18 protein-coding genes are annotated in these 22,883 nt (G+C 64.2%); 8 read left to right on the forward strand and 10 right to left on the reverse strand.

Features of this window, described 5'->3' with window-relative positions:
• Positions 1–3: 3 nt before the first annotated feature.
• Positions 4–747 carry a GTP pyrophosphokinase gene (locus tag AAFP32_RS03040; protein WP_240516271.1) on the reverse strand — a complete coding sequence of 248 codons (744 nt, stop codon included), beginning with the start codon at positions 745–747 and terminating at the stop codon, positions 4–6.
• 85 nt (positions 748–832) lie between these two features.
• On the opposite strand from AAFP32_RS03040, the gene AAFP32_RS03045 reads away from it, so the two are divergent.
• Both AAFP32_RS03045 and AAFP32_RS03050 read left to right on the forward strand, forming a co-directional pair.
• Positions 833–1,096 carry a DUF2277 domain-containing protein gene (locus AAFP32_RS03045; protein ID WP_350271446.1) on the forward strand — a complete coding sequence of 88 codons (264 nt, stop codon included), beginning with the start codon at positions 833–835 and terminating at the stop codon, positions 1,094–1,096.
• Positions 1,093–1,479, forward strand: coding sequence for a DUF1304 domain-containing protein (locus AAFP32_RS03050; protein ID WP_350270592.1), 387 nt, complete (start codon positions 1,093–1,095; stop codon positions 1,477–1,479). The genes AAFP32_RS03045 and AAFP32_RS03050 overlap by 4 nt, the downstream gene beginning before the upstream one ends.
• Before the next feature lie 57 nt (positions 1,480–1,536).
• Here the strand turns inward: AAFP32_RS03050 and AAFP32_RS03055 are convergent, their stop codons facing one another.
• On the reverse strand, positions 1,537–2,310 hold the full coding sequence (locus AAFP32_RS03055) for an IclR family transcriptional regulator (RefSeq protein WP_350270593.1): 774 nt from the start codon (positions 2,308–2,310) through the stop codon (positions 1,537–1,539).
• A gap of 222 nt (positions 2,311–2,532) precedes the next feature.
• On the opposite strand from AAFP32_RS03055, the gene AAFP32_RS03060 reads away from it, so the two are divergent.
• Positions 2,533–3,996, forward strand: a complete 1,464-nt coding sequence (locus AAFP32_RS03060; protein WP_350270594.1) for a benzaldehyde dehydrogenase — start codon at positions 2,533–2,535, stop codon at positions 3,994–3,996.
• Positions 3,997–4,055: 59 nt separating this feature from the next.
• Positions 4,056–5,315, forward strand: a complete 1,260-nt coding sequence (locus tag AAFP32_RS03065; RefSeq protein ID WP_350270595.1) for an aromatic acid/H+ symport family MFS transporter — start codon at positions 4,056–4,058, stop codon at positions 5,313–5,315.
• A gap of 96 nt (positions 5,316–5,411) precedes the next feature.
• On the opposite strand, the gene AAFP32_RS03070 is transcribed toward AAFP32_RS03065, so the two are convergent.
• From AAFP32_RS03070 to AAFP32_RS03100, 7 genes are all read right to left on the reverse strand, one after another.
• The gene (locus tag AAFP32_RS03070; protein ID WP_350270596.1) at positions 5,412–8,243 is read right to left on the reverse strand and encodes an ExeM/NucH family extracellular endonuclease; all 2,832 of its coding nucleotides are present in this window, start codon (positions 8,241–8,243) and stop codon (positions 5,412–5,414) included.
• 209 nt (positions 8,244–8,452) lie between these two features.
• A complete protein-coding gene (locus AAFP32_RS03075; RefSeq protein WP_350270597.1) occupies positions 8,453–9,361 on the reverse strand; it encodes an endonuclease/exonuclease/phosphatase family protein in 909 nt (302 codons plus the stop codon).
• Between the two features lie 26 nt (positions 9,362–9,387).
• The gene (locus AAFP32_RS03080) at positions 9,388–10,056 is read right to left on the reverse strand and encodes an HAD family phosphatase (RefSeq protein ID WP_350270598.1); all 669 of its coding nucleotides are present in this window, start codon (positions 10,054–10,056) and stop codon (positions 9,388–9,390) included.
• Positions 10,053–11,147, reverse strand: coding sequence for an ABC transporter ATP-binding protein (locus AAFP32_RS03085; protein ID WP_350270599.1), 1,095 nt, complete (start codon positions 11,145–11,147; stop codon positions 10,053–10,055). Before AAFP32_RS03085 ends, AAFP32_RS03080 begins: the two co-directional genes overlap by 4 nt.
• On the reverse strand, positions 11,144–12,043 hold the full coding sequence (locus tag AAFP32_RS03090; RefSeq protein WP_350270600.1) for an ABC transporter permease: 900 nt from the start codon (positions 12,041–12,043) through the stop codon (positions 11,144–11,146). Before AAFP32_RS03090 ends, AAFP32_RS03085 begins: the two co-directional genes overlap by 4 nt.
• Complete coding sequence (locus AAFP32_RS03095; RefSeq protein WP_350270601.1) at positions 12,028–12,909, reverse strand: spermidine/putrescine ABC transporter permease; 882 nt, start codon at positions 12,907–12,909, stop codon at positions 12,028–12,030. The genes AAFP32_RS03090 and AAFP32_RS03095 overlap by 16 nt, the downstream gene beginning before the upstream one ends.
• A complete protein-coding gene (locus tag AAFP32_RS03100; RefSeq protein WP_350270602.1) occupies positions 12,906–14,045 on the reverse strand; it encodes an extracellular solute-binding protein in 1,140 nt (379 codons plus the stop codon). Before AAFP32_RS03100 ends, AAFP32_RS03095 begins: the two co-directional genes overlap by 4 nt.
• A gap of 327 nt (positions 14,046–14,372) precedes the next feature.
• On the opposite strand from AAFP32_RS03100, the gene AAFP32_RS03105 reads away from it, so the two are divergent.
• Complete coding sequence (locus tag AAFP32_RS03105) at positions 14,373–15,134, forward strand: GntR family transcriptional regulator (RefSeq protein WP_350270603.1); 762 nt, start codon at positions 14,373–14,375, stop codon at positions 15,132–15,134.
• 129 nt (positions 15,135–15,263) lie between these two features.
• On the opposite strand, the gene AAFP32_RS03110 is transcribed toward AAFP32_RS03105, so the two are convergent.
• Complete coding sequence (locus AAFP32_RS03110; RefSeq protein WP_350270604.1) at positions 15,264–18,698, reverse strand: bifunctional proline dehydrogenase/L-glutamate gamma-semialdehyde dehydrogenase; 3,435 nt, start codon at positions 18,696–18,698, stop codon at positions 15,264–15,266.
• A 185-nt stretch (positions 18,699–18,883) separates the two neighbouring features.
• Here AAFP32_RS03110 and AAFP32_RS03115 point away from each other — a divergent pair, with 185 nt between their 5' ends.
• From AAFP32_RS03115 to AAFP32_RS03125, 3 genes are all read left to right on the forward strand, one after another.
• Positions 18,884–20,452 (forward strand): FCD domain-containing protein, encoded by a 1,569-nt coding sequence (locus AAFP32_RS03115; RefSeq protein WP_350270605.1) that lies wholly within the window; start codon positions 18,884–18,886, stop codon positions 20,450–20,452.
• A gap of 79 nt (positions 20,453–20,531) precedes the next feature.
• The gene (gene udk, locus AAFP32_RS03120) at positions 20,532–21,143 is read left to right on the forward strand and encodes a uridine kinase (RefSeq protein WP_350270606.1); all 612 of its coding nucleotides are present in this window, start codon (positions 20,532–20,534) and stop codon (positions 21,141–21,143) included.
• Between the two features lie 76 nt (positions 21,144–21,219).
• Positions 21,220–22,869 (forward strand): HNH endonuclease, encoded by a 1,650-nt coding sequence (locus AAFP32_RS03125; RefSeq protein WP_350270607.1) that lies wholly within the window; start codon positions 21,220–21,222, stop codon positions 22,867–22,869.
• Positions 22,870–22,883 lie beyond the last annotated feature (14 nt).

Consider the following 22,883-nt stretch of genomic DNA (forward strand, 5'->3'; position numbering starts at 1 on the left):
GTCTCATTCCTGCCGTGAGCTCAGCTCCCACAGAATGCGCATTGCTTCCTCATCGAAATCCTCGCCGGCAGTGCTGCTGGGCTCGCTGTCGTGGACCTCGGCGTGCAGCTGCTCCATCCGGCGATCGAGCTGGCTGGCCACCTCGGCGGTCTGGGTGAGCTCCTCGATGAGCCGCTCTGGAACTTCACCCGAGAATTTGTAGTGGATCTTGTGCTCGAGGCTGGCCCAGAAGTCCATGGCGATGGTCCGGATCTGGACTTCGCAGATCACCGGTGTCGGGCCCCCATTGAGGAAGACGGGCACTTCGAGGATCGCATGGAGGCTCTTGTAGCCATTGGGTTTCGGGTTGGCGATGTAGTCCTTGATCTCCACGATCCGAACATCATTCTGCGAGGTCAGCATGTCGAGCACGTGATAGGTATCGGCGATGAAGCTGCAGGTGATGCGGATGCCCGCGATGTCGGTGATCTTCGAGCGGATCGTCGCGACGTCGAGAGGAAGCTGCCGGCGATTGACCTTCTCGAGCAGGCTCTGCGGCGACTTCACCCTCGAGGTGATGTGTTCAATCGGATTGTAGCTGTGCGTGTGGAAGGACTCTTCACGCAGAATCGAGATCTTGGTCAGCAGCTCGTCGATGACGAAGCGATGCTGCATGAGCAGCAACGAGAAGTCGTGCCGCAGCGATCGCACGCTCGCCACCTGATTCGGCGTCAAGGCCATGTCTGGGAGCTGTTGTCGTTCGGTCATGATTCTCCAGTGTCTGGGTGTCCTGTGTCAGTGTATCCTCGGCGCTTCTCTGTCCTATGTCAGCCCTGCGGCGTATCGTTGGATCATATGCAGGAACATCAGAACCCTTCATAATTTCGAACCCCACGCCACCTCGGACGAAGTGCATGCCGCGGCAGTGCAGTACGTGCGCAAGATCGCGGGGACGACGAAGCCGTCCCACGCCAACGCCGAGGCTTTCGATGCGGCCGTCGAAGAGGTCGCTCACACGACTCAGCATCTTCTCAACGCGTTGGTGACCACTGCACCGGCGAAGAATCGTGAGGTCGAGGCCGAGAAGCGACGAGCCAGATTCGCCGCCCGCGCATGACGGCTCTCGGGCTCGTTCTCGCCGGGCTTGCCGCGGGCTTGCACGTCTTCATCTTCTACTTGGAATCGATCTCCTGGACTACTCCGCGTGCGCGAGCGACATTCGGCACCAGCGAGGAGGAAGCCCAGGCCACGAAGTCGATGGCCTTCAATCAGGGCTTCTACAACCTCTTCCTCGCGCTCGCAGCCCTCATCGGGATCGTCGTGTACCTCGCGGGCACACCCGAAATCGGACTCACTCTCGTCTTCACCGGAGTCGGCTCAATGCTCGCGGCGGCAGTTGTGCTGGTGGCGTCCTCGCCCGACCTCGCCGCCTCGGCGCTCAAGCAAGGTCTTCTGCCCCTACTTGCCGTCGCGTCTCTGCTCATCGGGATCGTGGTTTGACTCGGCTTCACGGATTGAATCGGTCTGAGCCGGATACGCGGCACGAGCCTGACACTGTCAGTCCACCACGGTCGTCCCCCGAGCTTCGAGATCCTTCGTAATCCCCGCCGAGGCGGTGCGCAGGGCCTGCATGATCGCCGGCCCGCCGATGTGGTGCTCGGAGTCGACGACGACGCCGAGGCTGGCGATCGTCAGCCCGTTGCCGTCGAAGACGGGCACCGCGATTCCGGTGGTGCCGTCATCGATATGACCGGCAAGCTCTGCGAAGTGATCGGTCCGGATCGTCGTCAGCATCGTCCGCAGCACTGCCGGGTCGGTCGTCGTCTTCTCGGTGATCGCGGCGAGCGGTCCGCGCAGGTAGGCCTCTCGCACGTGCTTCGGAGCGTGAGCGAGCAGTACCAGTCCGCACGATGAGGCATGGGCAGGGAGTCTCCCGGCTGTCTTCGAGCGGTGGATGACCGCTGCCGGCTTCGACATCCTCTCGATGATGAGGACCTCGCGTTCGCGCAGGATGCCCAGCTGGGTGTTCTCGCCGACGAAGTCGTGAACCGCGCTCATGTGGGGTCTGGCCACGGTCGCGAGATCGACGGCGTCGGAGGCCCGATTCGACAGCTCCCACATTCCCACGCCGATCCTGATTCGACCGTTGGGATCGCGCTGGAGCAGATTATGCCGCATCATGTCGTTGATCAGTCGGTATGCCGTGGACTTCGGCAATCCCGCTCGCTCGGACAGCTCGTCGGTGCTTAAGCTCGGATGATCGGGGTCGAACGAGCCGAGGACTCGGACCAGCCGATCGATCATGGAATCGCCCGATTGAGAGTTCGCCATGACCGCAATCGTAGCCAAAGAGTGCTCGTATTCTCAATCAATGGATCACCGATGGCTCCCCGTGGCCTGCATCACTATTGTGGCCGATTAGGGTGGCAGTCGCGTGCATCACCCGCGCCCGAAAAGGCCGACCTCGAAGGAGCGGCAGCCAAGCACCTGATCGCCGCTCATCGAAGTCAACACAGTCAAGACCCGACCAGAGCAGGAATAGGGGAGAACGACATGAGCGAGAACAGTTTCCTAGGCACCCAGTGGCACGGCAATATCTTCACCGGGGCATGGACGAACGGTGCAGACGAGCCCTATGACGTCATCGAACCCGCAACAGGTCAGTCGCTGGGACGCTTGGGCGCTGCGAACGCCGATGACGTGAACGCCGCCGCCACCCGTGCCGCGGCCGCCCAGAAGGAATGGGCGAAGACGCCGCCTGCCGAGCGCGCAGCCGTCCTCCGCCGGGCCGGCGCACTGTGGGCCGAGCACGCCGAGGAGATCTCGGATTGGATCATCCGTGAATCGGGCGGGATTTCCGCCAAGGCAGGTGTCGAAGTCAGCTCTGCTGAGCAGATCTGCTACGAATCCTCCGCCCTGCCCAGCCACCCCAAGGGCCAGGTCCTGACCTCGAACGAACCCCGCTGGTCATTCTCTCGCCGGGTGCCTGCCGGAGTCGTCTCCGTCATCGCACCCTTCAACTTCCCACTCATTCTCTCGATCCGCTCGGTCGCCCCGGCACTCGCGCTGGGCAATGCGGTCCTGCTCAAGCCGGACCCGCGCACCGCGGTCTGCGGTGGGGTGAGCCTGGCCCGGATCTTCGCCGAGGCGGGGCTTCCCGAGGGACTCCTGCAGGTCCTTCCCGGTGGTCGGGAAGCCGGCGAAGCTGTGGTCTCTGCTCCTGAGGTCTCGGTCATCTCCTTCACCGGGTCGACCGCAGCCGGACGCAAGGTCGGCGAAACTGCCGGGCGCCTCCTCAAACGCTGCCACCTGGAACTCGGTGGAAACAACGCACTCGTCGTCCTCCCCGGGGCAGAGGTCGGTCCGGCCACCTCGGCGGGAGCCTTCGGTTCCTGGATGCACCAGGGCCAGATCTGCATGACCACGGGTCGCCACCTCGTCCACGAGTCAATCTACGACGAATACGTCGAACAGCTGGCCGAGCGTGCCAGGAACCTGCCCGTAGGCAACCCCGCCACCGAGGAGGTCGCACTGGGTCCAATCATCGACGACAACCAGCGGGCCCGGATCCGCGACATCATCGACAAGGCGCAGGCCGACGGTGCACGACTCGTCGCCGGAGGGACCGGTGAAGGAGCATTCGTGCCACCGACGGTGTTGGCGGACCTGAGCCCCTCGAACCCGGCCTGGACGCAGGAGATCTTCGGACCTGTAGCGCCTGTGAGCCGCTTCTCGACCCTCGAAGAAGCCGCGGAGCTCGTCAACTCAAGCGTTTACGGGCTGTCCGTGGGCATCCTCGGCGATGTGGGCACGGCCATCGAGCTGGCCGACCTCGTCGACACCGGCAAGATCCACATCAATGAGCAGACCGTCTCCGATGAGGCGAACGTGCCCTTCGGCGGCACGAAGGATTCCGGGAACGGGTCCCGCTTCGGTGGAGCGGAGGCCAACATCGAAGCCTTCACCGAAACTCAGTGGGTGACGATGCGCTCCCAGATTGCCCCATACCCATTCTGATCCGCTGATTCTGCACCGCCCCGAATTCTGACCGAGCGAACGACCGACCGGAGACACCGATGTCCACACCTGCTGTAGCCCCTGTCACCACCTCTGCCCGAACGGCGGCCACTACCCGCTGGCCGGCGATCCTGTGCTGGCTGGCCGTCGCCCTCGAGGGCTTCGACCTCGTCGTGCTCGGGGCGGTGATCCCCGAGCTTCTGGCGACGAACGCCATCGGCTTCACCACCGAGGCCGCGACGCTCGTGGCGACTCTGAGCCTGGTAGGTGTGGGCCTCGGGGCTGCGGCGGTGGGGCCGATCTCCGACCGCTTCGGGCGTCGCTACACGATCATCGTCTGCGTGCTGATCTTCAGCATCTTCACCCTGCTTGTGGCATTCTCCCCGAACGTCGCACTGTTCACGACCTTCCGGTTCATCGCCGGGTTGGCCTTGGGTGCCGTGATGCCGGGTTGCCTCGCCTACATCAGCGAGCACAACAGGTCGGGTAAGACCGGCAAGGCGACGACGCTGACGATGACCGGCTACCACGCCGGCGCCGTGGCGATCTCTCTGCTCGCCGTCTTCTACTCGCATAACTGGCACCTGCTCTTCATCGCCGGGGGTGTGGCAGGACTCGTCCTCGTCCCGCTGCTGTGGTGGAAGCTGCCCGAATCTCAGGCCTTCGTCGATGCCCGGGCCGCGAAGGACCGTCCCGCCCAAACTGCTGCCGTGGCCCCGAAGACCGGGGTGGCAGGACTGTTCGTGGGCCGGTTCAAGCTGGTCACGATCGGCGTCTGGGCAGCAAGCTTCATGGGTCTGCTACTCGTCTACGGCCTCAACACGTGGTTGCCGAAGATCATGGCCGATGCCGGGTACGAGGTCTCGGATTCCCTCGTCATGCTGCTCGTCATGAATGTCGGTGCCGTCGTCGGCCTCGTCATCGCCGGCTGGCTCGCGGACAAGCACGGGACGAAGCCGATCGTGCTGCTGTGGTTCATCCTCGCAGCCGTGTTCCTCGCTGCTTTGAGCATTCCGATGACGAGCCAGGTTCTGCTCAACATCGCGGTCTTCATCACCGGTGTGTTCGTCTTCTCCGCCCAGGTCCTCGTCTACGCCTTCGTATCCGCGATCTACCCGCCCACTGCCCGCGGTACCGCGATCGGCATGGCCTCGGCAGTGGGCCGCATCGGCGCCATCGTCGGTCCGTTCATCACCGGCACCCTCGTCACAGCAGGCATCGCCTACCCGTGGGGCTTCTATCTCTTCGCGGTTGTCGCCGTCTTCGGCTTCGCAGCGATGGCGATCGTTCCGAAGGCAGTGGACGCCGCCGGACGATGATTGTCAGGGCTGAGGCCCAGACGAAAGCGAGGGAAGAGAAAGTTGATCTCAAGCTCAGAAATCAACCTTCTCTTCCCTCACAATCTCAGCCCTCGGCTAGAGTTGCCCTCCCAAGCGGCGTCGACGGACGATGAGCATGATGCTCGCACCGATGACGATCAGCCCGGCCGCAATCGCCATCATCAGCGTCGGATCGACGCCGGTGCGAGGCAGGTCGTCGCCGCCGTCGCTGTCGTCGCCGGCATCGCTGTCGGAAGCGCCGCCGTCTGCGCCAGCCGAGGCACCTTCGCCGCCGTCGTCGGCCGCTTCTGCATCGCCGCCGTCTGCGCCAGCTGAGGCGCCTTCGCCGCCATCTGCCCCGCCATCTGCCTCGGCGTTGCCCTCGTCCGATGCCCCAGCGTTGCCCTCGTCCGAGGCGCCGTCGTCGTTTCCGTCATCATCTGCAGGCTCGAAGAGTCCGACGACGACCGGGTCGTGGTCCGAAGCGCGGAACTGATCCGGAGCGTAGAAGTCGCCTGCGTTGTAGTTGAAGCGACTGTATTCCAGCGCCAACGCTTCGACCGAGTTGATGTTCCAGACATCGGCGCCGATGATCGCATCGAAGGCGCTTGACGGCAGGGCAGCCGAACCGTTCGAACCGTTCGAACCGTTCGAACTCGAGGCATCCAACGCCAGCACGTGATCGAGACTGCCCGTCCGGGACTGGTAGACATACGTCGACTTGTCCGTCTTCTCGGCTGCGACGTCCTTGAACCCGGCCTCATAGAAGACCTGCATCGGGTCCTCCTGCGTATAGGAGTTGAAGTCGCCGAGCAGGTAGACGAAGTCACTGTCTGCGGCCTTCTGCTGCTCGCTTGCGAACTCGACGAGGGACTTCGCCTGCTTCACGCGATCCGCGTTCGAATTGCCCTGCCCGTCACCACTGTCCTCATTGCCGGGGCCTTCGCCTGAACCCTTTGACTTGAAGTGGTTCGAGATCGAGAGGAAGGTCTTGGCGGCTTCGAGCTCACCGGACTCGTCCCTCGGTGTGAAGGCCTGTGACAGGGGTTCGCGGGCGTTGGAGAACGCAGCCTGATCGTCAAGGATCGTGGAATCGTTCTGCGGGGCCACCTCGGCGGGCTGATAGATCAAGGCCGTGCGGATGACATCTTCATCTGTCGGCACCTCTTCGGGGGAGGGGACGAAGTCCCACCTCGTGGTTCCGGCAGCCTCGTTGAGGCGTGAGACCAGAGTTCCCAGCGCAGCATCGCGATCCTCGCCGAAGACGGACGAGTTCTCAATCTCCATGAGAGAGACGACCGAGGCATCGAGCTTGTTGATCGCTGTGACGATCTTGGTCTCCTGCCGCTTGAGGCTCTCGGCATTGGCCGCGCCGCGAGCCTCGCAGCCGCTGCGGACGGTGATGTGGTTGCCCTGGCGGTCATCGTAGTAGCTGCATCCGGAGAGCTGATCGCCGGTGGTGGTGAAGTAGTTGAGGACGTTGAAGCTGGCCAGGCTGACCTGGCCGCCGATGTCCTTCGGGCCCTCGGTGCGGGTGTCGGCGAAGCTGGCAGGCTGGATCGCTTCGGCGTTGTCCCCGGTCAGGCGGGTGGTGGGTTGGAAGCGCCACTTCTGGTGGTCGAAGCCGAGCACCACCGGCGAGGTGATTGTGGCCTGAGCGCCGACCCGGACGGGGGCGTCGTTGGAGACATAGGGCAGGACAGTGTCCTTGTCGTTCTCCAGATAGTTTACGGTGGCGCCGTCGTCGAGGATGACCTCTCGACTGAGGTTCTCGGCCTCGATGGCCTTGGCTTCGGCACTTCCCGGTCGGGCCACATCGGTGGGCTGCGGAAGGGTTTTGTCGCCGGTGGCCAGAACCACTTCGCCGTAGGAATTCGTGTTGTAGTTATCGGCCACGGTCAGCTCCCCGCTGGGCTGCAGCAGCATGCCTTCGAGGGCTTCACGTGCGGCAGCCTCGTCGGGGAAGACGTCCTCGACCGGCTTGACCGCCTCGGCGGGCTCATCCACGGCCGTCTTCCCTGTGCCGCTGACGGAGATCTGAGTCTGCCCATAGTGCTCTGACACCTTGCCGGTCAGTTCGAGATGGTCGTCGATGCTGATGTCGGAGACCGTGTCGGGGGAGTAGACGAAGATACCGTCCGAGGCGCCTGGTGTCTCATCTTCGGCGCTACCTGTGCCCGGTGTCTGCACGTAGTATCCGTTCAGGCCGCCGCTCGGGTAAGCAGCTGTGACGACGCCTTGAGTCTTGACGGTCTCGCCCTGCAGTGGGCTTTCGTCCCCGGTGCCCTGGATTTCGGCGATCGGGGTGACATCCTCGGGGACAGGGGTGTCCGGACCGTCGTCGCTGTCACCGGGCAGCGCATCCGGGGTGGGGGCTGCGGATGTCCAGGTGCCGTCGATGAGTTGGATGGACGCTCCGCCTGAAGCGGTGGCACCGGTGGGTGCGGCCTCTTCGCCGACGACGGCGTCCGGGGTGTGCTTGTTCGATTTGCCCGTCACGCCCATGCCATCGGTGACTCCGCCGATCTGCTCGAAACCGATGAGCATACCGTCATCGTCGATGGCGAAAGCAGACGATCCATAGCTGCCGTCGGCGGCGCTGCCGGACTTCACGGAGTTCGTGATCGGCACATCGACTGCCACAGCACCCGACTCACCGACGGTGGTGCCCTCGGGAACGGTGGTGGTGTTCTCCGCCGCCTGGACGCTGCCTCCGCGAGTGACGGACCCGATGGTCCACCCCGAGACGTCGGTGCCGGGGTCGGCGGCGATCTCGACGAAGTCGGTCTCGAGCGTATAGCCGATCTCGCTGATGTGCGGATCTTCGGCGGCAAGTGCCGCGGTCGCCGGAGCGACAGGAAGGGTGAGGCCGATCGCCGCGACGAGGCTGAGCGCCGCGCACGATGAGGCCGTCTTAGAGACTGTCATATGAGCCTTTCGAGTTCTCGAGCACCGTGAGAGATTCCGGTGCAGTCGCATGCACCCTATCCAGCGACAGGGCGTCATCGGTGACGACCTTGTGAACGAGATGTGAACTCTGCGAATGAACGCTGGGTGCACTGGTGGACTCGAGACTACTACACGGTCCGGACACTATGACGAGACACAGTGACCACGTCGAGACACCGTGACCTGGCTCAGTCCTCCGGGCAGGTGAATACGGTCTCGACCAGCTGGTGATCGGAGGGGAACCGATTTCGGCGCTGATTGGGAATGTGTTCGCAGCGGCCGCCGACATCGACGAACCCGGGTTCGTCGAGACCTTCAGCGCTGGCGCCGCGGATCACACTGTCGACTATCTGCAGCCCCCTGGAGAAGATGAAGTCGAGGCGGTCGCGCGGTTCGGCGCCGTCGGTGCGTCCCGGCTCCGGCTTCTCCTCGTGCCCGGCATGGGTGAGAGGTTCGATCGGCGACCAGGTGTCGGCGCGGACAGTGCACGGATCGGGATGGACCTGGCGGAAGGAATCGATGAAACCGGCGTCAAGCAGCGCATCCGGCGATCCCCACGCGATGTCGGGCCGATCTGACCGTCCTGCCCAGTCACCTGTGGCTGGTGTGTTGAAGTCCCCGCAGATCACCACCGGCAGTTCCGGTTTTCCTAGCTCGGTGCAGATGCGGTCGGTTTCTGCAAGGATCTGCTCGATCTGCCTCACCCGTGGCGCCTCCTCTTCATCGGCGACCGTTTGGCCGCCGCCTTGCAACGCGGTGTAGACAGCATAGGGGTAGGGGGCCAGATGCACAGACCACACCAGGATCTCCGCGGAGCCCGGTACCGGTCGGATCACGGCCGCCTGAGCGTAGGGAATCGTGTCCGTGTTCACCGCGCTCAGCTCGCCGGTGCTGAGCACGGCGTTGTCGAAGGCGGACTGCGCGCAGGCTGCATCGAGCTTCGGAGCCAGATTCTCCGCGGCGTTTCCCCAGCATTCCTGTAGCGCGAGCACGTCCGCGGGGAACTGAGCGGCGATCGCGTATTGCTTCTCCTGGCCGAAGTCGACCTCTCGGCCTCCGTACCAGAGGTTCCACGTCTGCAGGGTGAATGTGGACATGGGGGTCTCCTGTTTCGGTCGACTGCTCATCGGAGCAGATGGATTGAGTGTGCAGTGCGGTCGAAGCGCAGCTGCCCGAAGTCTGCCAGGCGCACATCCCCGGCCAGTTCGACATCTGGATCATCGTTGATGCCGATCACGGTGCAGCCTGCGTCTGCGGCGGCCCGTGACCCGACAGGGGAGTCCTCAAAGGCGACCACCGCCGAGGCAGTCACGCCGAGACGCTGTGCGGCAAGGAGGTAGGGTGCGGGGTCGGGTTTGCCGTGTTCGACATCATCGATGGTCACGATGATGTCGAAGAGGCGGAGCATCCCTGCGCGTTCGAGCAGTCCCCGGACGTCCGCGGCTCGCCCGTTGCTGGCCACCGCCACCGGGATGACCCCCGACATCGATGCGACGAACTCCAGCGCCCCTGGCATGGGGGCGCTCAAGTCCGCGAGCGAGTCACTGTAGGCGGCGTCCACCTCGGCGGCCGTCGGTGGGGTCGCATCAGAGGGGGAGCCAAGGTGCTGATGGATCTCGGCCAACGACGTGACCGCCTCGGCGGCGGTGAGCCCGCGCAGCCGCTCAGCCGGGATGTGACTGGCTCCGAGGGTGCGCAGATAGCTCGTCATGAGGTCGATCCACGGCTGTTCGGAGTCGACGAGGATGCCGTCGCAGTCAAAGATCGCGCCCTCCGGATCGGAGAGGATCATGCCCGGGCTCCTTCGGCTTCAGCGCGAGGCAGGCGCAGGCCGGCGTCGGCCGTCACTGCGGCCTCGACGCGTGTGCCCGTCTGCAGCGCGCCGGCATTGGCCGAGGACACAGACGCCGACCATTCGGCGGTCTCGCTGTCGGGCCGGCCGAGGTGGATCATGGTCCGTTCACCCGTGTAGGTCTGACGCTTGACCTGGAGGAAGCCGTCGTCTCTTGCAGTGATGCTGAGGTTCTCGGGGCGAACGAAGATGACGTCATCGGCGTCCGAGGTGATCGGCAGGCGGTCGCCGGTCGCCCAGTTCGCGGGCACGGCGAATTCGTTGATCGAACCGACGAAGCGTGCGACGAATGACGTGGCAGGGCGGGAATAGATCTCGTCTGGCGCCGAGTACTGCTCGATTCTGCCTGCGTTCATCACAGCCACCGTGTCGGCGATGGCCAGGGCCTCACCCTGATCGTGGGTGATGAAGACGGTGGTGGTGCCCAGGGTCTGCTGGACTCGGCGGATCTCGTCGCGCAGCGAGGAGCGGACCGAGGCGTCGAGAGCCGACAGGGGTTCATCGAGCAGGAGCACCTTCGGCTGTGTGGCCAGGGCGCGGGCCAGAGCCACGCGCTGCTGCTGCCCACCGGAGAGCTGATGGGGGTAGCGCGTGCCCATCTCGGTGAGCCCACAGATCTCGAGCAGTTCCTCGGAGCGTCGGCGCCGGGCGCTGCCATCGACCTTGCGAATGCGCAGTCCGTACTCGATGTTGTCGAGGACGCTGAGGTTGGGGAAGAGGCTGTAGCTCTGGAACACCATTCCCATGCTGCGCTGGTTGGGTGGCAGCTGCAGCACCGATTCGCCGCCGACGATGACGTCGCCGCCGTTGACGGGTTCGAAGCCGGCGAGGATGCGCAGGGTCGTCGTCTTACCGCAGCCCGAGGGGCCGAGGAAGCTGACCATGCTGCCGGCGGCGATGTCGATGCTGAAATCACGCAGCACCTCGGTGTCGCCATACGATTTGCTGACCCGGTCGAAACGGACCGACATCGACTCGCCCCGGCCCTTCGCTGCTGCCTGAATGGGTGGACTCTTCGTTGCTGTGCTCATGAGATCTCGACTTCCTTTCGAGGCTCGTTGGCCGCGGTCGGTGGGGGCTCTGCCTGTGAGCGGTGTCCGAAGCGCGAAGCGCTCAGAGTCGCTGAAGCCAGCAGCAGCCACGTTGTGAGGTTGAGCAGCACGGACAGTGTGATCGAACCACGGAAGTTCGTGCTGGAGAGGGTGTTGAGGAACACCGGGAGCGTGTTGATCGACAGGGTCGCGGCCACAGTGTATTCGGCGATCGAGAGAGCGAATGTGAAGAACGCGGAGAAGATGATCGGTCCGCGGATATTCGGCATGACCACCTTCCACAGGGTGGTGCCCATGCGCGCGCCGAGGATGGACGAGGACTCGTAGAGCGTGCGCAGCGGCAGCGTCGACAGGCCCGCGTCGATCGACCTGAAGGTGAAGGGCAGGCAGAGCACGACATATGTGCCCACGAGCACAAGGGGAAGGTCCTGTGACTGCAGTATCGTATTCAGCTCCATCCCGAGGCTGCCCCGGCCGTGGGAAGCCAGATTGCGCAGCACGGCCGAGAGTCCTGCCACGATCGCGATCGCAGGAACTACAAGGGGCAGAGTGCAGAGGATGCTGAGAACAGAGCGCATCTTCGGTGCCCAGAGGTGGACCGCGACCACTGCCGGAACGACTGTGGCGATGAGGACTGCGGCGGCGAGCACGGACACGATGAGGCTGCGGGTCAGGGGTGCGACGATCTTTCCGGAGTCGGCGAGACCGGTCAGCCCCGAGGTGGTGAAGCTGCCGTCGGAGCGGAAGAACGAGTAGGTCAGCGAGCTCAGCAGCGGGGTGAGGATGAAGATCGCCAAGGCGACGATCGGCAGCCAGGCGAGGAATTTGGTCATGGCGGGGCGCGGACGGGTGCCGGCGTTCAGTTGTTGAGCCACTTTGCGCTCCTCTTCGTCAGTGCGTTGAAGGCGATGAGGACGATCACCGCGATTACTCCGGTGGTCACGCCCAGAGCCATCGCCACGCCTTCGCCGCCAGTGGCGGCCGAGCCGGCGAGCTGGCCCGCGATCTCGAGTGGGATGAGGGGGAAAGCCCCGGTGCCGATGAGGACCGCAGCCGAGGCATGGGTGCCGAAGGCCGAGCCGAACATCAGCAGCCATGCCCCGAGCAGTGCTGGGGTGATGACGGGCAGACCGACGCGGCGCCAGAATGTCCAGCTGCTTCCTCCCAGCGAGGTGTTGGCTTCCCGCCACTGCTGTTTGAGTGCGACGAAGCTGGGCAGCGTCAGCAGGATCATCGTCGGGATGAGGAAGTACTGGTACATGAGGATGAGGCCCTTGACGCTGTAGAGCGTGAAGGTGGAATCGACCGCAGTGATCAGCGCCGTGAAGTAACCGGTGTTGCCCACGGCGACGATGAAGGAGAACGCCAGCGGGACGCCTCCGTCATTGGCCAGAACACTGGAGATCACTGCCGTCAGTGAGTCGACGACCTTCGATTTCACTGTTGAGATCGCCCACGCGCAGATGCCGCCGAACACGGCTGCGACGCTCGCAGCCGTGAACGACAGGAGCAGACTGTTCTTCAGCGCCATGGACCGGGAGCCGGAACCCAAAGCAGTGAAGTTGTCGACGCTGAAGGTCGACGTCCCCGGTGAACTACCGCCAACGAGCAGGGAGGTCACGACCATTCCGCCGATCGGGACGACGAAGAAGAGCGCGAGGATGACGGTCAGCGGAGCCAGTGCGGCCCATGCCGGCGACAGGCTCGGTCTGCGTCGGGTATCGGTTGGAGCAGAAATCATCCGACCGCTTTCGCCCAGTTGTCGGCGAGCACCTTGGCCTGCGAGTCACGCTGCTCCTGGGTGGGCTGGGGTGCTTCCTTGTCCACTGCATCGTCGAGCAGCTTCGACAGCGCCTTCTCATCGGCTGTGCCGTCGTCGACCATGCTGTCGAGGCGGCCGGGGAGCACATAGCCCTTGAGTAGAAGGTTCTGACCTTCATCGCTGAAGACGAACTCCTGCCAGAGACGGGCAACGGCCGGATGCGGCGCATCGTCGTTGACCGAGGCGGCATAGTAGGAGGCGACGGTCCCGTCGGAGGGGATTTCGATCGACATATCGACTCCGCCGTCGGACAGGTCATCGGCCCACTGCAGCAGCAGGTAGTCCCAGTTGATGACGATCGGGGTCTCCCCGGTCTCGATTGTGCCGGCTTCGGCTTCCGTCGGCACGAGGTTGCCCTTGTTGGAAAGTTCGGCGAAGTAGTCGATTCCCGGCTGGATGTCGTCGAGCGAGCCGCCATTGGCCAGCGATGCCGCCATGACCGTCATGAATCCGGCCTCGCCTGTCGTCGGATTGCCGCGAATCGCGACCTTGCCCTTGTACTCGGAATCGAGGAGATCTGCGAACGTCGTCGGGCATGTCTTCACCGCCGCGGTGTCACAGCCGATGGCCATGGTCCCGCCGAGGTGGTTGAACCAGGTGCCGTCCGAGGACTGCATGTTCTCGGGAAGAGAATCGGCCGTCGCCGGGCGGTACTCCGCGAGCAGACCCTGCTCTGACGCGTCGATGGCGAAGGACTCGCCGGTGTCAAGGTAGTCGAGCGAGGTCTCCTGCCCCTGCCTGTTCTTGACGGCGTTGATGAGGTCCTGGCTGGCGCCGGTCGAGGTGTCGTTCTTGACCTCGATGTCGTACTTGTCCGAGAACGCTTTGAGCAGTCCGCCGTAGTTCGCCCAGTCGGGGAAGAGCCCCATGACGTTGAGGGTGCCTTCGGCCTGGGCGGCTTCGACGAGGGCATCCATGCCGCCGCCGTCTTCAACCGAGGTCGCCGCGCGCCAATCGGCCGACTCCTCGGACTCTGCGCTGCCGCCGCAGCCGGAGAGGACTGCCAGAGTGCCCAGCGTGAGGGCGGCAGTGAGCTTCGTTGTCTGTCTGAACATCGTTGTACTCGCCTTTCGGACGTGTGCGCAGATCTGTGCGCAAGCGTGTTGCGGTGGCTGTTGGGACGGTTCAAGCTACGTCCACGATAGAGAACCTGTCCGATAATGCCAAACCAGATTACTAGTGAGGTTCTGAAATTTACTAAAAGTTCACTAGTGAGCCACGGAAATCGACGGTAGGGATGAGGTGGTTTCTGGACCGACGATACGGGCGGAGATCGCTGTCGGCTGCGCCTGATCTCCTGCGGTACCGTAGATGCACGTTACTGTATGCCGTGGTGAGATGACCGGCTGGACTGGAAGGACGATCATGAGGGGATCGCAGGAGTGATCGAGGCACGGTATGAGCAGATCGCGGAGCAGATCCGTGATTCTATTCGCAATGGTGCGCGGCAGGTGGGGCAGAGTCTCGAATCCGAGGCGGCGCTCGCCGCTGAATACGAAGTCGCTCCCGGAACGGTGCGCGAGGCCCTGCGCCTGCTTGTCAGCGAAGGCACCTTGGGCGGTCGCCGAGGTGCCCGGAAGACGGTGCTGCGCAAGCCTCGGCCCGCCGCCGTGGCTGAAGAGTTCCGCAGCTTTGCGCAGTGGGCCAGCGCGCATGGTCGCACTCCCGGCGGCCATGTCATCGAGCAGGGCTGGCACATCGCCGGCAAGGAGAACGCGGCTGCACTCAATGTCGACCCTCGTGCACGTGTGCTGCGTGTGCTGCGTGTTCGTCTCCTCGACGGTGAGAAGGTGATGGTCGAGAGGACCAGCTACCCGGAGGAGCTCGGGGAGCTGGTCGAGAAGGTCTCCGCCGACGCGGCATCCGTCAGCGGCTGGCTCGAGCAGGAGCACGGCATCGTCTTCGCCGGTGCCGACCATGTCTTCTCCGCGACGGTCTGCGGCCAGCAGGATGCTGCTCTGCTCGAGGTGTCCCGTGGGCGACCGCTGCTGCGCCACCTGCGCCGCAGCCGAGACGGCGCGGGGAGTCCACTGGAGATCTCCGAAGACCGCTATCTCGCCAATATTCTGTCGGTGGCGATGTCCAACGGACGCAATGTCAACCCCATCAGCTGGCTCACCGCAGACGAGCAGAGCTGGTTCTGACGCCGCCCGGCGACCGCAGAGAGTCCTGCGACAGCAGCAGTGCGGCATACCGAAGGCGCCCCAGAACAACCTGGTGAAGGGTTATTCTGGGGCGCCTTTCGACAGCCGGCAGCCGGTTTCTCGATCTGCTCAGGCCTTCAGTTCGGCCGCCAGTTCGTGGAAGTCGCGGCTGGGGTTGCCGAAGCGGTGCAGAGTCATGGACACGGCCTGCTCCTGCACGTAGTACCGCATCTCCACCCGTGCCGAGGAGGTCACGGGCTCATCGATGACGGCAACCTCGGGACGGGAGGCGGTCGCCGCCAACAGCTCGGGTTCCTGCGGTCCGAGCACGCGGATACGGGCACCGACAGAATCGTCGTATCGACCCTGGCCGACCATATCGGCGAATGTCGACGCGGACTCGGTGCGAGCCGGAACGCGCGCGTTCGTGACGGCGATCTTCACCTCGGAGGCCACATCCTCGGCGACGGACAGCTGCACGCTCGACCCCACAGACTTCGCGGCATGCAGTGACCTCTCGAGATCGAACAGCGACGAGGTCGAGGTCACTCGCAGGGTGACGGGACGAGGCCGGTAGCGGAAGATGTTCGCTTCCGCTTGGAGGCCGGTGTGGTCCTTCGCCGCCCCGAATTCGCGAGCCAGCCAACGCTCATCGTCGGCCTTAGCCAGCTCGAGGTTCTGGCTCGTGTCAGCAGCGCCTGGCAGGGTGGAGGGATCGTCGGTGTAGTGACCGAAGAGCATGAGGTAGTTCGGGCCACCCGCCTTCGAGCCGAGTCCGACGGAGGACTGCTTCCAGCCGCCGAAGGACTGGCGCCGGACGATTGCGCCGGTGATGCCGCGATTGACGTAGGCGTTGCCGACCTGCACGTTCTCGAGCCAGGTGCGCACCTCCTCGGGGTCAAGGGAGTGGATGCCGCCGGTGAGGCCGAAGGCAGGCGCGTTCTGGAACTCGATCGCCTCGTCGAGGTCACGAGCGTGCATGATGCCGAGCACCGGACCGAACACCTCGGTGAGGTGGAAGAACGATCCGGGCTTGACGCCTTCCTTGATTCCCGGGCTCCACAGGCGGCCCGTGTCATCGAGCTGCTTGGGCTGAAGCAGCCAGGACTCACCGGGTTCCAGTGATGTCAGCGCCCGCTCGAGCTTGTCCGAGGGGTCCTCGGTCAGCGGTCCCATCGTCGCCGACATGTTTGCCGGCCAGTCGACGACCATGGACGCGGCGGCATCGATGAGCTGCTTGCGGTAACGCTGCGAGTCGTGAGTGGACCCGACCATGATGCCCAGTGACGCGGCCGAGCACTTCTGTCCGGCGTGCCCGAAGGCCGAGTGCACGAGATCGGCCACAGCCAGATCGCGGTCGGCGGCAGGGGTGATGACCAGTGCGTTCTTGCCGGAGGTCTCCGCATTGACGTGGAGATCGGGACGGAAGGACTTGAACAGCGCCGCGGTCTCGGAGGCACCGGTGAGGATGACGCGATCGACATCCGGGTGGGCGACGAGGTGGCGGCTGAGGTCCCGATCGGACGGCGTGCACAGCTGCAGCACGTCCTTGGGCACACCGGCCTCCCATAGGCAGTCGATGATGAGTGCCGAGCAGTGCGGTGTGGGCTTTGATGGTTTGTGGATGACAGCCGAACCTACGGCAAGGGCTGCCACGGTTCCGCCGGTGGGGATGGCGACGGGGAAGTTCCACGGTGGGGTGATGACGACCATCTCATCGGGGACGAAGTTCGCGCCCTCGAGGTTCTCCAGTTCGGCGGCATTCAGCGCGTAGTAGCGGATGAAGTCGATGGCCTCGGAGATCTCAGGATCGGATTGCGAAGGCATCTTGCCCACCTCGGCGGCCTCGACTGCGATGAACTCACCGCGACGGACGGAGAACACCTCTGCCGCACGGTGGAGGATCTCGCCACGACCGGCAGCACCCAGCTCGCGCCAGGCCTTGGCGGCCTCGCGGCCATTGGCGATCATCTCATCGAGCTTCGCAGCCGAATCGACCTTCGGAGTCTTCGGCCGATCGTCGAGATATCCGGGGGCGGTCGCCTCGGCGATGATCTCCTTGGCCCACTTCTGGTTCGCAGGCAGAGAGGGATCGGTATCCGGTTCGTTGAAGAACTCGGTCGGGGCAGTTCCTGGGACATCGCGCTCGGTCGAACGGTCCTGGTTCCGGTTGGGGGCAGGTGCGCTCTCACCGTCGGTCGCGAGGATGTCCTCGAGCTGCTTGACGGAGTCCTGGAAGCGGTCTGCCTCCCGGACGAAGACCTCGTTGCCGTTGGCCAGGTCGAAGATGCCGGACATGAAGTTCTCGTGAGACGAGTTCTCTTCGAGTCTGCGCACGAGGTAGGAGATCGCGACGTCGAATTCCTTCGGATGCACGGCTGGGACGTAGAGGAGGAGATCTCCGACGTCCTCGGTCACCGCAGCCGCCTGTTCCGAGGCCATGCCCTGCAGCATCTCGAATTCCACGCGGTCGGTGACCTCGCGGTCGACGGACAGATGGTGGGCGAAGGCGATGTCGAAGAGGTTGTGACCTGCCACGCCGATGCGCAGCCCCTTCATCCGCTCGGGGGTGAACAGCCAGTGGAGGACGCGCTTGTAGTTCGCATCGGTGGACTGCTTCGAATCGCAGGTGGTCGTAGGCCAGCCGGCGATCTCCGCGTGGACGGTCTCCATCGCGAGGTTCGCTCCCTTGACGAGACGAACCTTGATTCCGACTCCGCCGTTGGCGATTCGTTCGTTGGCGAATTCGCTCAGGCGCTGCACGGCGCCCAGCGCGTCAGGCTGGTAGCCCTGGATGACGATGCCGGCCTCGAGGTTCGTGAACTCAGGTTCGGCGAGCAGGCGGGTGAAGACCGCGATCGTGAGTTCGAGGTCCTGGTACTCCTCCATGTCCAGGTTGACGAACTTCGACCCCGTCGGTGCCTTAGCCGCCTGCTGGTAGAGCGGGCGCAGGCGTTCGACGACGTAGTCGACGGTCTCGTCGAAGGCCCACATCGAGATCTGAGAGGCGACCGAGGAAACCTTGACCGAGACGTAGTCGACGTCTTCGCGAGCCAGAAGTCGGTGGGTTTCCTCGAGGTGGTGGTCGGCTTCGCCATCACCGAGGACAGCCTCGCCGAGGAGGTTGATGTTGAGCCGGTGTCCGTCGGCGGTCAGCGCGGCGACGGCCTTGCCGAACTGCTTGTCGCGGGCGTCGACAACCATGTGTCCGACCATCTGACGCAGGCGGGTGCGGGCTGCGGGCACGACGACCTGCGGCAGTGCGCGGGCCAGCGCGGCGCCGGTCTTGATCTGGGCGCGGTCGAGAGCCGACATCGTCTCGGGGGCGAGCTTGCCGACTTCCGCCAGGGCATCGGCGGCGGCGTGCACGTCATCGGTGCGCACGACCCGATCGACGAATCCGACGGTGAAATCGAGCCCGTTAGGGTCGGAGAGCACGGCCGAGAGGCGCTCGGCGGCCGGGTTCTTCGCCGTGGTCTTGCTCGTTGCTACGCGCAGCCATTTGCGAACGGTGTCGATGGAGCGACTGGTGAGCTGGTCGAGATCTGAGTCTGTGTGCAACAACTGCTCGTTCCTTTTCTGTTGGACGAACTCTGGACGAGTCTGGCTGGGGTCTGTGCCAGGCGCTCCCGCGTCGCCGTTGACTGTTGACGGGATCGTTGAGACCAGTATGCGCCGGAGGAAATCCGGGGTGAAGAGCTCGTGACCAATCGCAGACATAGTTGAGTCAGAAGTAATAGAATCGCATCATGTACTCCTCAGAGATGCGTCGCGCCGCTGTTGCCAGGACGGACTCGTCCTCCATCGCCGAGGTGGCTGCTGAGCTGAACATCTCACCCTCGAGTCTGCGTCGGTGGATGGGGCGATCCGACCTCGACGACCGCCCGCGCAGCGGACGCCCACAGATCCAGAACACGGCCGATCAGGTCGTCGAAGCTCTGGTGAGCTCCGCCGGGGCGAGAATCTCGGGGAAGGACTATTCGACCCGGGCTCTGGCCGATGCGACAGGGCTGAGTCAGAGCATCGTGTCCCGGGCGATGAGGGGGATGACGGTGCCATCGGACCAGCTGCTCGGCAGTGACGAGATCACCGTTGTTGCGGGCGGCTTCCCTCTGGTCGTCATCGGCATTCGCGTTGCTGGTGAGCGCGGCAATGGTGAGGCTGAAGGTGGGGGCGCCGGCGGAGGTGCGAGCCCAGTCTCGGCGCGACGGGTGCAGCGCCGCATCGCCGGGATCGTGGCCGCTCTGCGTTCGGCAGGAGTCCAGCACTGGCCGCAGCGCTTCGACAGTGAGCATCGCCAGACCGATGCCTCGGCGACGCTCGATCTGCTTCGGGCTGGTGGGCAGCGCGAACGCTTCATCGTCTTCGATCCCTTCGGGGAGACGAGTGCCTCGGGCGGGGGTGATCTGGTTGGGGCTGCCGAGATTGCGGTCCACCGCGAGTTCGCAGAGTTCCTCGACGACGCGAAATCTGGCCTCGCAGCCTGCCGCGATGTTCCCGGGTCTCTGCTCGACGATCTCGCCGCCCGCGTGCGGCACGGCTTCGAAGGAGTCATGTGGCGGCAGTCGAGCCACACCGACGCGAGGAGAAGTTCCATTTCTTCTGACTCAATGGAGATCTCTTCGTGGTTGCCGAAGGAGACTCGTTCCATCACCGAACACCTCGCGATCGCCTTGCGCGAGGAGATCATCGATTCGGGCTATCAGCCCGGAGACAGGATCAATCCGCGCCTCCTGTCACGACGGATGGAGGTGCCCCGCTCCTCGGTGGATGCCGCACTGCGGCGCATGGTCGATGACAAGCTGCTCGACGGCTCACGTGGTGGTTCGAGGATTCCGTTGATCACCACCCTCGACGTTCTCGACCTCTATGCCGGACGCATGGCGGTGGGAGAGGTTCTCCTGCGGTCTCTGGCGCTGCGGCCGAAGCGCTACTTCGTGCCTGTGCAGCTGGCCCTGCGGCAGGTGGAGGCATCGGCGGCGACGAAGAGCGGCATCGACGTCGAGGACGCTGATCTCCACTTCCAGCAGGAACTGGCCCGGGCCTCTGGCCTGCGGCAGAGCGCCCGAGCCTTCGAGGCCCTGACCCTGCGCCTGCGCCTGTTCATCTCGGTCCTGCAGCTCGACTACTCACCGGCCAGCGATCGCATCCTCATCGATGACCGTGCCATCTTCAGGGCACTGTCTCTCGGGGACGCTGAGACCGCTGTGGACGCCTGGCGAGGCAAGGTCGACAACGCGGTCAGGCATATGGCCGGACTCTTCGCTCGGCGTCGATTCGACCAAGACCTCTGGGCACAGCTCACCCGTCGGGGATAAACGGACCCGCCGGGCAACCTCGGCGAGGGTGACTGGTATAAATTTGGGGATAGTCCGAGCCGAAAGGGATAGTTGAACCGTGGAGACCTTGATTGTAGGCGTGGCCGGCGGCACCGGCAGCGGAAAGACGACCCTGACCCAGGCGCTGCTGGACAAATGCGTGGGCCCGCCATCCGTTCTGTTTCACGACAACTACTACAAGCGACGAGACGAACTGACCTACGAAGAACGCGAGCAGGTCAACTACGACGACCTCGACGCCTTCGACAACGACCTCTTCGTAGAACACCTGAGCGCACTGCGGTCCTCACGCTCGGTCGAAAGCCCGGTCTATGACTTCTCGATCCACAACCGCAGCGATCGCACGACGCTCGTCGAACCATCGCCGGTGATCATCGTCGAGGGGATTCTCATCTTCGCCGAGCCGCGGATCTGTGAGCTGCTCGACATCAAGCTCTTCGTTGACACGGACGCCGATGTTCGCCTGCTGCGGCGGATCAAACGCGACGTCGTCGAACGAGGCCGGACCCTGCAGTCGGTCGAGGACCAGTATCTGGGAACCGTGAAGCCGATGCATGAGCTGTATGTGGAGCCCTCGAAGCGCAATGCCGACATCATCATCCCTGATGGCGGGCACAATATCGTGGCCATGGATATGGTCCTCAACCGGATCCAGAGGGACGTCGGCTAGCGCTCCATCCGATGCTGTCGTGGGTTCGACAGGGTTCGGGAGATCTCGTGTCAGGGGTGACTTGTAGTGTGTTTGCATGGACACGGAGACCGTTCCGGAGGCACCGTCGGGCGAGCTTGATCTCATTGCCGAGATCGACCGCTTCGCCTCCCTGCTGCGTGGCGAGGAGCCCGCTGCGACCGAAGCCGAGACACTGGCGCGGATCGCCGCGTTCGAAGGGCTGAAGGCGACCGTCGTGTCCGCGCAGTCCGCCGAGGCTGTGGCGTTCGAGGCCCTGCGCAGACGTCGGGATGCGTTCAACCAAGTTCCCGCGCGTGAGTGTGGAATCCGTTCTGCTGAGGAAATCGCCCTGGCGAAGAAGGTCTCGCCGGGTTCCGGCCGAAAGTTTCTTTCCACTTCGCGCGCAATCGTCCACGAGATGCCGAACACCTTCAAGGCTCTCGCCTCGGGGGAGATCTCCGAGGACAAGGCCCGTGTCATGGCCGACGAAACCGCGACGCTGCCCAGCGCAGACCGACGCAAGGTCGATACCCGGATGAAGATGAGTATGGGGCCGGCCGGGCTGCGGAGCCTGCGCACGGAAGCGCGTGCCCTGGCCGAGGAGATGAACGCCGAGGCGGCGGCAGAGCGGGCGACGAGGGCGGCGGCGAATCGGCGGGTGACCATGACCGCGCTCGATGACGGAATGGGGAGAGTGTCCGCGATCCTTCCCATCCAGCAGGCCGTTGCCGTCTATGAGGGGCTGAAAGGTACGGCCGAATCGGTATCTGCCGCCGGAGGCGCCGAAGGGCGCAGGAGCAATCAGCTGATGGCCGACACCTTCGTTGAACGGATGACGGGACAGTCGAGTGCGGCAGCCGTTCCCACCGAAGTGCACCTTGTCGTGGAAGCGGAAACACTGCTCTCCGATGGTATGGTTCCCGCCTGGCTGCCGGGTTTCGGCCCTCTCCCGGCTCGAACAGCCCGCAACTTCATCGCCGCCAACGAGGCCGAGGTCTTCATCCGACGCATGTTCACCCGCGCCACCGACGGTCAGCTGGTGGGGATGGAATCTCGCGGTCGGGCGTTCACGGGTCTGCTGAGGCAGATGGTCGTCTACCGGGATGATGTGTGCCGGACGCCGTGGTGCGACGCGCGTATCAGGGATGCCGACCATGCCGATGAGTATGCCTCCGGCGGTGCAACTTCTTGGGAGAACGGCTCGGGACTGTGTGCCGCATGCAATTATGCGAAGGAACATCCTGGTTGGAAGCACGAAGCAACGGCAGAGGGGCTGAAGGTCACCACTCCCAGCGGTCGTGAATACGAAGATCTGACCGCTCCTTTCGTCAGGCGGATGAAGTACCCACGAGCCTCGCCCGCAACAGCAGTCTCGGCAGGCACTGGCATCTCACGGTCTTCGCCACGCGATGACGATTGGCGACTCAAACTCTCCGGACTGCTGGAGCCGCAGCGGCCCGGGGCGCCACCTGACACTGAATACCGCGAAGTGGAGATCCCGTTCTGTCCCATCACCGAATCGGAAGCGAAGAAGTACGAGGAGAGTCAGCGAGCCACGTCTGGGCAGAATGAACCTCCTGAGTTCGAAATCGCCGAGGTTGTCGACCCACTTCCCATTCCGCGAACGATTCGACCCAACTATCGCCGCGACTCCCGCAGGGTCGGTGGCCCAGGGGGCAGCTGTGCGGAGAGATACCTACGACAGGCCCTGCTCGACGCGGGATGACGTGGTGAAACTGC

Source organism: Brevibacterium sp. CBA3109, from assembly GCF_040256645.1.
Lineage (GTDB): Bacteria > Actinomycetota > Actinomycetes > Actinomycetales > Brevibacteriaceae > Brevibacterium > Brevibacterium koreense.

Excerpts from the sequence above, each read along its gene's own strand:
- AAFP32_RS03040 (WP_240516271.1), bottom strand. The coding sequence starts at position 747 with ATGACCGAACGACAACAGCTCCCAGACATGGCCTTGACGCCGAATCAG.
- AAFP32_RS03050 (WP_350270592.1), top strand. The coding sequence starts at position 1,093 with ATGACGGCTCTCGGGCTCGTTCTCGCCGGGCTTGCCGCGGGCTTGCAC.
- AAFP32_RS03055 (WP_350270593.1), bottom strand. The coding sequence starts at position 2,310 with ATGGCGAACTCTCAATCGGGCGATTCCATGATCGATCGGCTGGTCCGA.
- AAFP32_RS03060 (WP_350270594.1), top strand. The coding sequence starts at position 2,533 with ATGAGCGAGAACAGTTTCCTAGGCACCCAGTGGCACGGCAATATCTTC.
- AAFP32_RS03065 (WP_350270595.1), top strand. The coding sequence starts at position 4,056 with ATGTCCACACCTGCTGTAGCCCCTGTCACCACCTCTGCCCGAACGGCG.
- AAFP32_RS03070 (WP_350270596.1), bottom strand. The coding sequence starts at position 8,243 with ATGACAGTCTCTAAGACGGCCTCATCGTGCGCGGCGCTCAGCCTCGTC.
- AAFP32_RS03075 (WP_350270597.1), bottom strand. The coding sequence starts at position 9,361 with ATGTCCACATTCACCCTGCAGACGTGGAACCTCTGGTACGGAGGCCGA.
- AAFP32_RS03080 (WP_350270598.1), bottom strand. The coding sequence starts at position 10,056 with ATGATCCTCTCCGATCCGGAGGGCGCGATCTTTGACTGCGACGGCATC.
- AAFP32_RS03085 (WP_350270599.1), bottom strand. The coding sequence starts at position 11,147 with ATGAGCACAGCAACGAAGAGTCCACCCATTCAGGCAGCAGCGAAGGGC.
- AAFP32_RS03095 (WP_350270601.1), bottom strand. The coding sequence starts at position 12,909 with ATGATTTCTGCTCCAACCGATACCCGACGCAGACCGAGCCTGTCGCCG.
- AAFP32_RS03100 (WP_350270602.1), bottom strand. The coding sequence starts at position 14,045 with ATGTTCAGACAGACAACGAAGCTCACTGCCGCCCTCACGCTGGGCACT.
- AAFP32_RS03115 (WP_350270605.1), top strand. The coding sequence starts at position 18,884 with ATGTACTCCTCAGAGATGCGTCGCGCCGCTGTTGCCAGGACGGACTCG.
- AAFP32_RS03125 (WP_350270607.1), top strand. The coding sequence starts at position 21,220 with ATGGACACGGAGACCGTTCCGGAGGCACCGTCGGGCGAGCTTGATCTC.